The sequence below is a fragment of the Clostridium sp. AF50-3 genome (genome assembly GCF_003477445.1).
Taxonomy (GTDB): domain Bacteria; phylum Bacillota; class Clostridia; order Lachnospirales; family Lachnospiraceae; genus Otoolea; species Otoolea fessa.
This window is the reverse complement of the sequence record NZ_QUDH01000020.1, coordinates 1-13,436: the sequence shown is the minus strand read 5'-3', so window position 1 is coordinate 13,436 and position 13,436 is coordinate 1. Positions and strand designations below refer to the sequence as shown.

Here is a 13,436-nt window from a genome sequence, read left to right as displayed (position 1 = left end):
CGAAGATAAATCCATTCTCTTTTACCGCGTTCTTAGGTAGCGGCAGATGCTTTCGTTTGGGCGTGAGCCTGTAAAGTAGTGTCTGCATAAGAAACCGTCCTACGCACCCTGTCCCCTTCCCACCGCAAAATCCCGGCAATCCCATAAAATCACGATAAAAATCACGAAAATAAACCGGTCATACCGCCCGACGTTTTAGTTGAAAAAACCCTTATCCCATAAGGATTCGGAGGAAAGTGCAGAAAGAAATCCCGAAAAGAAAACCGGAATATGCCATATCCATCAGAGTGATAGAAGAAAGACGTTCAGACGTACCTTTGAAGCCCCACCGACGCAAATTCCCGTCCTTCGGCTCCGGGAAAATAGCCGGTTCTGATGTCAGGGAGAGTAGTACGGTTATACGTCCCTCTGTGATTTTTCTTTTCCATCCTTTTCGCTGCCGTTTAACGATATCCGCGTATCGAAGCCATAGAAAAGAGTACGTATTTCGGACTTTTCCGGCGGAAAACACCACAAATTCCCCATATCTGCGAAAAAAGAAGAGCAAAGATGCAGAAAAAAGAAAAGAAAGCCACGCCTGATATCCTTGCGGATAAGATAAAGTGGCACCCTTAAGGGTGACGCAAAAAGACGTCCTCCGGTACCCCTTGCGGATAAGATAAAGTGGCACCCTTAAGGGTGACGCAAAAAGACGTCTTTCCGTACCACTTCCAGATATCCTCCATATCTTCCGCAAAACGAAAAAAGGAAAAGTCACACATACTGAAAGCGTTTTTCCAGAAACACCGCAGGACGTATCTTAAAAACAGCTCGTCCAGGTGTTCCCCGGGAACACCCATATAGGAGAAGATGTTGACATATCAAAAGAACGGAGGACTTACCGTGGAAGAAAAACAGGAAACGGAATCAGAAAACGGAATCCGGAATTTTTCCAGCCGGATCCGGAAATCGGCTTTGGATCTGATTGTCGGGATCAAACGCAACCGACAGGAAGCCGAGCCGGAATATGGAATCGAACACGAAACAGGAAAAGAAGAAAGAAAAGAAAAAATAGAACAGCTTCAGATGCGGACGGCAGCAGGCGTAATTTCATTCCTCTGTTTCTGCTGCCTGCCAGTCATCGCTGCGGAAACCATACAGCCGGAAGGAATATCAAAAGCCGCCACTGCATCAGAAGCGACCGTGTCGGAAGCCGGAACATTGGACTCAGAAAGAAAAACGGAAAGCGTTCAGACGCAATCCTATATCGCGGACGGATTCCACAAAAATCATGCCGGGAAATGGAACTATTACAAAAACGGCATGGTTGTAAAAAACACATGGGAACAGGAAGACGGAATCTGGTATTACATGGATGCGTCCGGGTGCATGGCATCGGACTGTTGGCAGCAGGTAAATGGGACCTGGTATTATTTTGATCCGGACGGTGCCCTCCATGATGGGTGGTTATTGTACCATGACGAATGGTACTACATGACGGATGCCGGAATGGTGACCGGATATGTGGATATCCCAGATGAGGAAGATTCGGACAGCTTTTACTTTTACGAAGATGGACGGCTTGCCGTGAACACGGCAACACCGGACGGACGGGCTGCTGATTCGGACGGATATCTCATGCCGCCAGATGGAACCCTGCCAGCTTTTCTCTGGGACGCATCTGGGGATCCGTCCGTAGGGACACTTTCCGGCCTTACAATCGCGGGGATGCCGGCCGAATTCTATATGCTATCCATCGCCGGGGAAACGTCCGGCGGACAGATGATCATGGGGGACCGGGGACGCGCATACGGGATCTGCCAGTTTGATTACCGGTACGACCTGACGGATTTTATCCGGTACGCTTACGGGAAACACCCGGGACTCTGGGCAGAATTATCCGCGTACTTAAATGCTGTGGACGGCGACGAAACACTCGTCGGGAACACGGCCCTCCGGGACGCGTTCTCCGCTGCCATGGCCCGCTCTTACGAAGCCGCCATCACCGACCAGTTGGAATATATGCGTGCGAGATACTGGGACGTGTTCCGAAAACGGATGGACGAAGCTGGCTATCAGCTGTCCACGCGCCATATTGCAGTGCAGGCGGCATTCTTTTCAGTCAATGTAAACTGCGGGACGCAGACAGATCTGTATCTTTCCGAGATCCGTCCGGACCTGACAGACGCGGAAATGATCTGCAGGCTCTATACACTCCGGAATACCGTCCTTGCGGAACAGAATGTCGGGCGTCGCAAAAAAGGGACGACCGCGAGATACCGTCAGTACGAACCGCAGATGGCGCTGGACCTGCTGCACGGGTACGTCACGATCGACAGCAAAAAGACATACGGTGGCGGAGTCTCCTGGTACGGTAACATTTTCGCAAACGGCATCATTTCAACCGCAGCAACAGAGGGCACCAGCACGGAATGGCTGGCACTGCAGGCGGAAGAAACTCCCGCGGCGGAAACGGATCCCATACCGGAAACAGCGACCGCATCAGAAGCATCAACATCATTGACCGGACTGGAACAGGGGGCTGAGGCCGGCCAGGGGGAAGACCCAAAAACCGAGCAGGAATCAGACTGCGGCCAGGTGCTAACCGATGAGCAGGAAGGACAGGATGGACCGGTCACCGACAATGACCAATTCAGTACTTGATCTTCAAGAATTTGTCATGCCGCCATTCTCTCCGTCTACATACTGAACACGAAACAATGTAAGAAAAGGAAAGGAGAAAGAAAAAATGACAGAAAGACAGATCGAGGACATGTGCAGGAGGCGGTACCAGAATTTTGAGGCGGTGATCCTGCCATGGAGCAAAGATGGGCAGGGACCGGATGGCGCGGTATCATGCACGGAAAACGGGATCCTGGGATTGGAATGGAAGAACCGGGATGGAAGCGGTACCTATCAGAGCCGATATATCATCGACTTGGAGAAGGGAAACATCATCATTACCGGAGACTGCGGAAACGCCATTGCTTGCTTTTCGAACCAACTGAAGGTTGAACAGTTAAGCGGACTGGTCTCCGACATCGGCTACTTTGCGGAGAAGATCCGGTGCGGAGAAGGCATGTTTACCTACGAACCGGAAGACATCGAAGCGGATCTTCAGTTTGCGGAAGAATGCTGGAGAAAGAAACATCACGAAAACTGGAGTGATACGATTACAGATTCCGTGAAAAGACTCCGTATATGGTTTTCCGAAAATGAAGTCGCGGGTACGGATTATCCGAAAGAGATATGCGACATCTTAGAGGAAATGGAGCCGAACTGGCGCCATGCTGTATACCTGAGGTTTGGCAAACGGTTATCTGCCAGAGTCTACATGTGGCAGATCGGACTTCAGATGGCCTTAGCACAGGTCTCGCTTAAGGCGTCCGGTGGCATCAGCAAAAACACGGCTGATCTTCTGGCCGCATCCTGTATGGCAGTTCTAAACCCCATGCGCTGGAACGGAAGAGGCAATAACCTCTCCTTCGAAAAAACCGGGTGGGCACACAGACTGGATAAGGACCATACACTACTCGTAAGGCTGGGACAGAACATCAACCAGGACTGATATTTCCATGTCGCCCTGTCGCGAGACGAGGAACTGGTAGAAGAACAATACTGCTGGACGGTTGCATCCGTGGAGGAACTTTCGGAAACGATCGTAAGTGTCGTGCGGGCCGCGATGAGAAATGCGGCACAGTAAGATTTGTACCCATAACAAGCACGAAAACAAGAGGAGCGGCCAAACCCCGGACGCCCCCCGGGGCACTCCTCTCCCCTCTACAAAAACAATCAGAAGGACGTTGTGACGCGTCCTTCTTTTTTGACCAAAAAGTGTTATCCGCAAAAACAGGAACCCTGCGCATGATACATACTGAAGATATCATACCGAAAGGAGGACGTACCGGGCCACCGGTACAAACAAAATCATGAAGAACAACACCATCATTCGCGCAGGGGACCGGTTTACAAAGAATGCGGCCATAAAAACAGAAGGCAGAAAAACAGCAACAGATAATCTGCTCTTACTGATCGCCAGACCCGCAGCGCACTTAGGATCACCCAGACTGCTGCCGCTTGAGCGGGCTATGGATGCACTTGCATACCAGGAATTCAGTGCCACATTAAAGAACCGGATCGCGCAGCAGATCTTTACCGCAGCGGAAGCCACAACAAAAGCCATGCATATGGATTTAAGTAATTGGAAACTGGCAGAGGAAAGCCTGGATGACTTTTTAAACGATGATGCATGGGAGTCATTTGATGCGGAGGATGAAAGGGTATTATTATGGGACGGTCCGTACCTCCAGTTTGTTAAAAAGGCAAAATCAGCCACATACACCTTAACGGTCTGCGTTACTTCCATCCAGCTGGATTCCGATAAATGGACTCCGGAGCAGATCATGTTTTACGTACCGGAGGATGGGGATGTGGACCCGCTCAGCGAGTTGGTCACACTGACAAAAGAATGTTTCAAGACCGATAAGGAAAAGAACCGGTGGTTTTATGACCTGGATGCCAACGCATGGACACCATGCCCAGAGGGCGAACTGGACGAAGAGACCGAAGACATCCCGTGCATGCGTCTGGAAGACGGAGATCTCCCGGAGGATCTGAAAAACATGATCTTAGGCGAACCGGCAAACGGAGAATATGACCGGGAATCTCTGTGGATGTATACCAGCCTGTGTGATATGACAGCTCCATACATGCAGCGCGACGAGATCGAATCAAAAGAAAAAAGCATCCCGGTCCTTGTGCCAGCAGACTGGCAAAACTGCGGTTATGCCGTATCCATGGAACATGGCGCTGCCGTGCTCTGCCAGTACTTAGACTCCGCAACCGCGATTCCGGTAGACCAGAGCGAATTCGATAAGGACGAATTAAAAACCGTCATGGATCATGAAAGACCGGAACAGACTGACGATCTATACCTCAGGGAGATCGCAAGGACGAAAGACGCCGGACAGATGACCGCATGGCTCAAATGCCTGGCCGACCGTTTTCTTCCGTTTGCGACCTATCTGGTACCATTATCAGACCGCACCTATGTGATCGCGGAAAGCGTGGCAGATCTCTTAAAAAACCCGAGATCATGCATTTCGATGACGCAGCCCCGCAGGATCCGCTCACAAAAGAAGAAGAGCAGGCATTAAAGGATGCGTATTACGGATTCATGCGTGCCCTCGCCTGCAGCCGGCTCGATACACTGCACCTGAGAAGCAAATAAGAAAACAACAGATACATCCAGACAGACAGTCATCACGACTGTCTGTTTTTTTTGCTAAAAAGTAACAAAATAACTATGACAAAATAAAAAGTAATCAAACGCTTGACAGAAGTAATAATATGCACTAAGATAATAGCAAAGATAAAAAGTAACATAAAAAGCAATCACATACAAAAGGGAGGAACCACATGATCAAACAATGGTACAGTACGACCGCTGCAGAATTCGCATCCATGACGGATGTGACGGATGAAGAGGTCCGCGAGGCATCCCGCGGGGAAGTAAACAAAATGACCACAGACGGAGAAGACGCAGGGGATTTCACCGGCACCCTACAGGATGAAAGAATCTTTGGTATGATCCCCGGGGACCATCCGGACCGCATGGGACACATCGAACTGGCAGAACCGGTCGTAAACATTCAGTACACCAGGGGGCGCAAGGCTACCCTTCCGGCAAAACTCCACATGAGCTTACGTGACCTGGAATCCGTGATCTATGGAAGTCGCTTTATCCTGACCGGAGAAGACCGGACAGGCGGAACCAGGACATATACGGATAAAGAGGCTGCCGCATGGAAAGAGGAGCATCCGGACACAGACCAGATCTTTCAGACGGAAACCGAAGCGGTCGCAACACTCCTTGCTGAACAGGGATTAAGCGAGGCACCGTACATCCTGCACTGCATCCCGGTCATGCCGGCGTGCATGCGTTACATGGGGTGCCCAGGGGAAGGCGGGAAACCAGCATTCATCCCGCTTGCGATAAATCGCTTATACGAGAGGGTCGTTTCCCAGTCCGGACGGATCCGCAGGCTTTTAGCCTTAAATATCCCATTCCCGCAGATCATCCGCATCAATGAGCATCGTCTGCTCCAGGAAACAGTTGACTGCCTGGTGAGCAACGGGCTGCGTGCCTTTCCGAAGACATACCGCGCGTATCCGATCAGTTCCCTGGATGAACTTTCCAACATGATCATGAACCCGGCACCGGAAAAGGTTGCCGACTTATCCGGGCTTCTGACACTTCCAGTAGAAAGGGAAAAATTAACCGAGCGGTGGCGCGCCTATGAAGAAAGCCTGGATCAGGAAGAACCGGATGAAGACCAGGAAGATGGACCGGATGCGGAAGCCGAGGCAGAGGCAGAAGTCAGAACAAAGGAAGCGGCTGACCGCGTCCTGGAACTGATGGAGCCGGTTGTCACCTGGCTGCTTCAGAACGTGTTCTCGTCCTACCAGGCAGATCCGGATAAACTCCGCTGGTTAACCGACCAGGCCATCTTAGGCTCCGTCTCCTGTTTTATGGGGGATAGAGAGGCAGACGAAAAAGAAAAGAGTGAACAAAAAGAAAACAAAGACGATCCGGATGACCGCGAGTTCCTGCTTGCGATCGCGAGACCGGTTCACGAAATTCTCCGTATCTATTTCAACAAACAGTACATCTGGTCATAAGGAGGAGCCTATGGGAGATTTAAAGAAAGAGACCCGCGAGGAAACAGATCCGCACGGCGGGCAGGAGTTTAAAGAGTTCCGCAGGCTGCTGCGGAAAGGCATCGGGATCCGCACACAGCGCGAATTTGCCCGGGTATCCGGGATCAGCTACACGCATTTAAACCGCTTGTTAAACCAGGAAGTGATCGCGAGACCGTCAAAGAACACATTAAAGACCATGGCAGAACACATGCCGACGGTAACTTTAAAGGACCTCTTAGTGTCCTGCGGATACGAAGTGGAAGATATCCATACGACGGCCGCCAGACTGGTCCGGGACTTTAAGGAATTTTTCTTAAAAGACGGACAGGAATATCATCTGGTATGTGAGACGATCGAACGGTTATGTGAAGCCTTTGATATGCTCTACCGTCCGGAGCATGCGGATGCGTTATCCTTCCATTTCGGACCGGAAATGCCGTGCGACAGCACGGTTTACCGGCAGGCGGAAAATTCCATGCAGATAGATCTGACATGGAGAAATGCGGACTATGTATGCCGAAGCACGTTTACCATCTATTACGCAAAGACGACCGCAGGCAAATTCCTGATTATGGGAATGGACGTGAAACGGATGTTAGACGGGACAGAGACACAGATCACATCAAGGGAAGCCGCAGAAAAGAAAACGGCCGATACAGCACACCGCCTGTTACAGTACCTGCTTGGCGGGGAGGCGTATGAAACCGTCAGCATTGGGCCAGGGCTCCCATATAAGGAGACGCCGCCGGGTTTCATAGATTTTTTATCAAACCATCGCAGTACCTTCTGCACGGACCCGGAGCGTATCCAGTTGTGGAAACGCGCCGTAGCCGACGGCGAGGACCCGGACCAGGTCTTTAACGCCTTCACGGATCACGGCGGCGGGACCGGGACTGGCGCGGTCATCGCGACCATTATGACGAAAGAATTAAAAAACGAACCCTACATGAAAGACCGTGAATTTTTATACATGGAGCCATGCGAAGCGCTGCCGGAGGAAAGCCGTGACGCATTCATCATGACGGAAAATGCATATGGCTCAGATGACTGTCCCAAGGAAATCCGGATCCGGCTGTACTTTTACGCAAAAGAGCTTGGTATTCCGAAATTCGGGCTCTGTTACTACCGCCACGTGACTTACCGGGATGTCAGGAACTGGTACGATACGGACCGTTACGGGGAATATCTGCGATAAGAAATGTACTTATTCCGAGCCGGCGCGGCAATTGTTCTCCATTCCCATGGGAAAGAGTCACTCCAGGACAGAGATATCCCAACAATAGCAGAAACATTCCTGCTACAGTGGGACTCACAAAAGAAAAACAGTTAAAACCCGATATCCGGAATACATCAGCCCGGGACGCGCAAAGCGTACCCGGGTTTTTGATATTACCAACGCAAATGCCAAAATGGTTAAGGATAAGAGGTGTTCCCCGGGAACACCCAACCAAAACCAAATTAAAAAAACAGCAGGATTCGATCCGGATCATCCACATACTGATACCGAACGATCATCACAATAAGGAATGAAAGGAGAATAAAAATAACAAAAGAAAAAGACACAGATAAGAAGCCGGATAAAACGGCAGTGTGGCTTGAGATCGTTAAAAGGATTGCGGAATGCCGCAAACAGCACATGACTTGGAAACAGATTGCGGAAGCGACCGGCATGACTGCTGCATCCGCACAGTCCAACTGGTACCGCAGGAAGCACCTGCTGGAAGAAAGACCGGAAGAAAACGCCCAGGAAACGCCGGAGAGCCAAAAGCCAACGGAAACAGGCATTCAGGAAATCCAGGTGATGGCCGATCCGCATGATCCGGAAATCCAGGAAGTACAGGCAACAACAGAAAGCACCATGCCGGAAATTATGGATGGCAAGGAAGAAAAACCGTCTGATGGACAGTCCGTTTCGCAGGAAAGCCGTGAGAGCGGCCAGAAAACAGCCATGACAAAAGGAACACGTCTTCCGGATGTTTTTCGGGTGTCCTTCTGGTTTACCGGATGGAAAGGTAGGACTCCGGGAGATATCCTCTTGGAAGCTGAAAAAAACGGTACCCTGGATCAAAGCATCCAGGCTATGGAGGACATCTTGGTATTCATGAAGGAAAACCGCAGATTCTATCCGCGAAACGATACCATGATCCCGGTGGTTGCGCAGGCCATTGACCTTGCAAAACGCGGAGAACTGGAGCAATTTCGCATGAAAACACTCAGGCCACGCCCATCCACAGACCCGTCCACACACGAAATGCATATGACAGCCGAAATGAATTTAGCAGATCTCCTCCAGGCTTGTGAATCATATAAAACGGATTCAGAACCGGAAACGGAATTAAAACTGGTACAGGAAGAAAGCCAGGTAATGGAGCCGGTCATGGAAGTCCGGGAGAAACCGGATACCGCTATTCAGAATGACGGACCGGATGATGCATGGGTCAGGTCGACAGATGTGCAGGAAGAAAAAGCGGAAACAGGAAATGCCCACCCGGATCAGTATATGGTCCGCCTGTTAAAGGACGTGATCCGCTACCGGACGCATTACCTGGTGGATACGGAAAACTTTGGAACCCCGATCATCGAACGGCTGGTCACAGGGTTAAAGGATACGGAAATGATCCATCTGTTTTATACAGATCACTCCCCCGCACTCCCATACCGTATTACGGAAAAGCTGTTGCGAAGACCGGATCAGATCCGACTGGAAAGCTGCATCGCCGGAACGGCAAATGCCATGGATTTCCAGCTGATCAGCGCACTCGGATGCTTATTATCCGCATGTGACCCGGAAAAGAATGATTTTAAAATCATTTCGGACGACCGCGGCTATGACGCAACTGTTGCATTCTGGACTAAACGCGGGATGCCGGTAACAAGGATCCCGTCCTGCAGCGTCGCATTACCAAAGGCGCAAACAAAGAAGGAACGGGAAACAGACGTCATTTCGACCACTTTTCAAGAAAGGAACGCAAAAGAGCAGGAACGCTGGGTACAAATCATGTCATGTTATTATGGCAGCTTCTGCAAAAAACATCATGCGACAGCTACGACACCGGCAGTCAATTCCAGAATTCTTTTGCTCCACCCGGATTTCCGGACAGAGGATTTTGCGAAAGGTGCGGCCGGGTTCTTAGCAAAGGTCCCCAAAGAGGAGATCTTAAAAGCCAGACAGGATGTTTATTCAAAATTCCGATAAGAAACGAAAAAGAAAAAGAAAAAGAGGGAAAATATGACACAGACAATCACATTATCAAAAAAAGAAATGGATCTGATCAATAACCTGCTGGGTCTCACGGGAAGTGAGATCTACCAGAAATATGGGTATAAGCGGGACGAAGCGATTACCCATACCGCAAAGTTTCCGGATGGGATCGAGATAGACATCAAATTGGTGATTTGCGAAGATGACACTCCGTATACAGAGGGTGTGTTATTCCAGAACGGATGCGAGCAGACGGGGACCGAACCCGGATATGCATACGATGGAAAATGGACGTTTCATTTTAAAGGAACAGAGTACATCGTAATTGTTGAGGCGGAAAAATAATCCGTGCATGTGACAGGACAAACTTCAGCATCACTACGCTTACCTCAAACCACAGTCATCATATTTTATGCGAAAACAAAGGAGAAAAAATGGAGATCAGAAAATTAACAGAAACAGACAAGGATGTGCAGGCATTTTTAACCAGAACATTAAAGATCGCGGCGGCGCAGTATTACAATACCGGGACTTCCGCGATGACAGATTATGAATTTGACCGACAGCTCGCACGCTTAAAGGACCTGGAAACAGAACACGGCTTTGCGTATGAAGGAAGCCCGACCATCACAGTCGGAGCTCCGGTTGTGGTCTCAGAATTAAAAAAGGTAAGACACAAACAGGAGGCTTTATCTCTCGATAAAGTGAAATACGCAGAACGCGAGGCTCTCACAGAATGGCTTGGAGGCAAACAGGGGATCCTCTCCTGGAAAATGGATGGTCTGACCGTCGTTGTGACCTACGACCAGGGAAAGATGGTACAGGCTGTAACACGCGGAGACGGAGTCGAAGGAAGCGATATCACACACAATGCAAGATTTTTTAAAGGGCTCCCGGAGACCATCCCGGATAAACGCCATATCGTAATCCGAGGGGAAGCAGTCATGACCTACGCAGAATTTGACCGCGTCAATGAGGAAAATGGTGGGATCTATGAGAATGCGAGAAACCTCGCATCCGCAACGATCCAGATGCTTGACAGCCGGGAATCCAGAAAAAGGGAGATTGGTTTCTACGCCTTCCAGCTTGTTGAGCCGGACGCGCAAGAGGAATCACTCCGCTATGAGGATATACGTTTCGGATTTTTACAGGCCCAGGGTATCCAGACTGTCACGTTCTGCCTAACGGATGCAAGCCAGATTCTTTCGGATATCGAAAACTGGCAGAAAGCACTTCCGTCAAATCCATACCCGACAGACGGACTGGTTCTTTCCTACAATGACCAGGAATATGCCGAAGGACTTGGCAGTACCGGACATCACCCACGCGGAAGTATCGCCATGAAATGGACGGATGAAACGAAGGAAACGGTATTACAGGACGTGGAGTGGTCCGTTGGAAAGACGGGTATCATCACTCCGGTCGCCATCTTCGATCCGGTGCGTCTTGGTGCCGGTTCTACCGTAACCCGCGCTTCCATGCACAATTTATCCGTCATGGAGCATATTCCATCCGAAGACGAAGACGCCGTCTCCACTCTGCAGATCGGCTCCAAGATCCAGGTCGGACTGGCAAACATGATCATCCCACAGATTTATTTGCAGACAACAGGCGATCTGAAACAGATGCGTCCGATCGAAGTACCGGAACGATGCCCGGTATGCGGACAGCCAGCCAGAATCGAAAACCGCAATGAAATACGTGTCCTGCACTGCGATAACGCAAACTGCCCGGCAAGAACCAGGGGAATGCTCGTCAATGCGTTCAGCCGTTCCGGCTTAAACGTCAAAGGGCTCGGGCCGTCCCAGATCGAAGACCTGCAGCAGGTAAAATTACTGGAACGCTACCCGGCAGAGGCTTATACCTTAAAAGCACGCACACAGGGGAAACTTCCGGAAACATTAGCTGCAAGAGACGGATGGGGAGAAAAATCCTGGAAAAACCTTCTGGACGCCATTGATACATCCAGAAAGACCACACTCCAGAGACTCCTCTTTGCTCTCGGAATCCCGCTCCTTGGAAATGACTTGTCAAAGAAACTTTCCGCACATTGGAGCGGAGACTTGGAACAGTTCCTGGCATATTATGAGAATCCATCGTATGAGGAGCTGGTGAACCTGGACGGCATCGGAGATGTTAAGGCGCGTTCTGTCTATGACTGGTGCCGGTTTACGAAAACAGATGCCGTAAAGAACCTGATGTTCCACATCCTGGCGGAAGAGCTGGAAATAGAAAAACCGGAACAGAGCACAGACCAGTCCTTAAAGGGCCTGACCTTTGTAATCACTGGAAGCGTCCACATCTACAAAAACCGCGACGAGTTCAAAGCATCCGTCGAGGCGCGTGGAGGAAAGGTAGCTGGTTCTGTATCAGCAAAAACCTCCTATCTGGTCGAAAATGCGCCGGAAGACGGCAGCACGGCAAAGATGAGTACCAAGAGCAAGAAAGCCCATGAACTCGGGATTGAAGTGCTGACGGAAGACGCATTCGTAGAAAAATTCGGAAAATAATCGAATATACGAACTGGTAACCGCGCATTAGCCCCAGACGAAAATAACAAAACAATGGACCCTTCACTCCACATGGAGCGGGGTCCATTTTTTGTAAAAATCATATAATCTCAATCACAAGACATGGCCCTATATTTTCTCCTTGTCCACATATACGGCCGTGACGTCCTCTCATGACTAAAGTCACGAGCTTCCCTGTGAGAATTCCTCACGGAAAGGTATCGTTCCCATAGATTGAGACTTCCCTTATTTTCCGGGCATCACCATTCCCTAAGAATGGATATAGACCGGGTTTTACGGGTTTGGGGGATGCGTTCGATCCGGGACCTACTGGCTGACCCCACGGGAGTACGCCGGACTCCCAGGATATAAAAATGGTTACGTGTTTCTTATGACAGGTTTATGAGTTACGTTTTTTCAAGTTCATATTTAAAATCCAAAGCACTGCTGCATACTCTGCCCGGTGCTTTTCATTGTCTGGATGAGGCGTTCCTGCAACTGCAGGAAGTTCTGGAAGCGTTTCTTACATGCCTGCTGGTCCGGCGTGGCCAGATCGTCGGACGGGTTCTGGATCAGGAACGCACTGTAGAGATCTCTCTGGACGGTATGCCCGTCAATCTCCTTCTTGCGCTCCGAGAGGAGCGTTTTGACGCATTCCCCTGTTACGTGGTTATACTGGCTGGCCTTATAGGTCCGGGTCTGGATCTCCAGGACGGCTACACCAAGGAGTTCCGCTTTCCGTTTCAGGATGGTGATGAAGGAAGCCGGGGCCCGGTTATTTAAGGATCGTCCGAACCGTTTCTTCTTTTTAAACTTCCGGATGAGCCTTACGGTACCATCTTTCTGCTTCACCGGGGAAGCGTCTTCCTTTCTGGAGGTGTTCCTAGCCCGTTTCTGTAAGGCCCGATAGTCCATATGCTCGACGTAGATGGTAGTATCCGCATTGGCTAAAAAGCGATTGGCCCGTTCCTCATGATCCTGCTTGATATAGGCTGCTTTCTTCCGGTAGATGGCCCGGAGCTTCTGACGCATCCTTTTATATC

The 13,436-nt window shown here is 50.1% G+C and carries 8 protein-coding genes and 1 pseudogene; 8 read left to right on the top strand and 1 reads right to left on the bottom strand.

Annotation, left to right across the window (positions count from 1 at the left end):
* The first annotated feature begins 849 nt into the window (after positions 1-849).
* The 8 genes from DW085_RS16355 to ligA all read left to right on the top strand — a co-directional run bounded on the left by DW085_RS16355 (position 850) and on the right by ligA (position 12,393).
* Complete coding sequence (locus DW085_RS16355; RefSeq protein WP_118493729.1) at positions 850-2,643, top strand: hypothetical protein; 1,794 nt, start codon at positions 850-852, stop codon at positions 2,641-2,643.
* An 85-nt stretch (positions 2,644-2,728) separates the two neighbouring features.
* Entirely contained in the window at positions 2,729-3,547 is an 819-nt protein-coding gene (locus tag DW085_RS16350) for a hypothetical protein (protein ID WP_118493726.1), read from the top strand.
* A 361-nt stretch (positions 3,548-3,908) separates the two neighbouring features.
* On the top strand, positions 3,909-5,135 hold the full coding sequence (locus tag DW085_RS16345) for a hypothetical protein (protein ID WP_118493723.1): 1,227 nt from the start codon (positions 3,909-3,911) through the stop codon (positions 5,133-5,135).
* Positions 5,136-5,397: 262 nt separating this feature from the next.
* On the top strand, positions 5,398-6,660 hold the full coding sequence (locus DW085_RS16340; RefSeq protein ID WP_118493720.1) for a hypothetical protein: 1,263 nt from the start codon (positions 5,398-5,400) through the stop codon (positions 6,658-6,660).
* A gap of 10 nt (positions 6,661-6,670) precedes the next feature.
* A complete protein-coding gene (locus DW085_RS16335) occupies positions 6,671-7,876 on the top strand; it encodes a helix-turn-helix transcriptional regulator (RefSeq protein WP_182430911.1) in 1,206 nt (401 codons plus the stop codon).
* A gap of 393 nt (positions 7,877-8,269) precedes the next feature.
* Positions 8,270-9,877 carry a PIN domain-containing protein gene (locus DW085_RS16330; RefSeq protein WP_118493714.1) on the top strand — a complete coding sequence of 536 codons (1,608 nt, stop codon included), beginning with the start codon at positions 8,270-8,272 and terminating at the stop codon, positions 9,875-9,877.
* A gap of 33 nt (positions 9,878-9,910) precedes the next feature.
* Positions 9,911-10,228 carry a hypothetical protein gene (locus tag DW085_RS16325; RefSeq protein WP_118493711.1) on the top strand — a complete coding sequence of 106 codons (318 nt, stop codon included), beginning with the start codon at positions 9,911-9,913 and terminating at the stop codon, positions 10,226-10,228.
* Positions 10,229-10,317: 89 nt separating this feature from the next.
* On the top strand, positions 10,318-12,393 hold the full coding sequence (gene ligA, locus DW085_RS16320; RefSeq protein WP_118493708.1) for an NAD-dependent DNA ligase LigA: 2,076 nt from the start codon (positions 10,318-10,320) through the stop codon (positions 12,391-12,393).
* A 429-nt stretch (positions 12,394-12,822) separates the two neighbouring features.
* Here the strand turns inward: ligA and DW085_RS19245 are convergent.
* A pseudogene (locus DW085_RS19245) lies at positions 12,823-13,436 on the bottom strand (hypothetical protein); the annotation flags it as partial.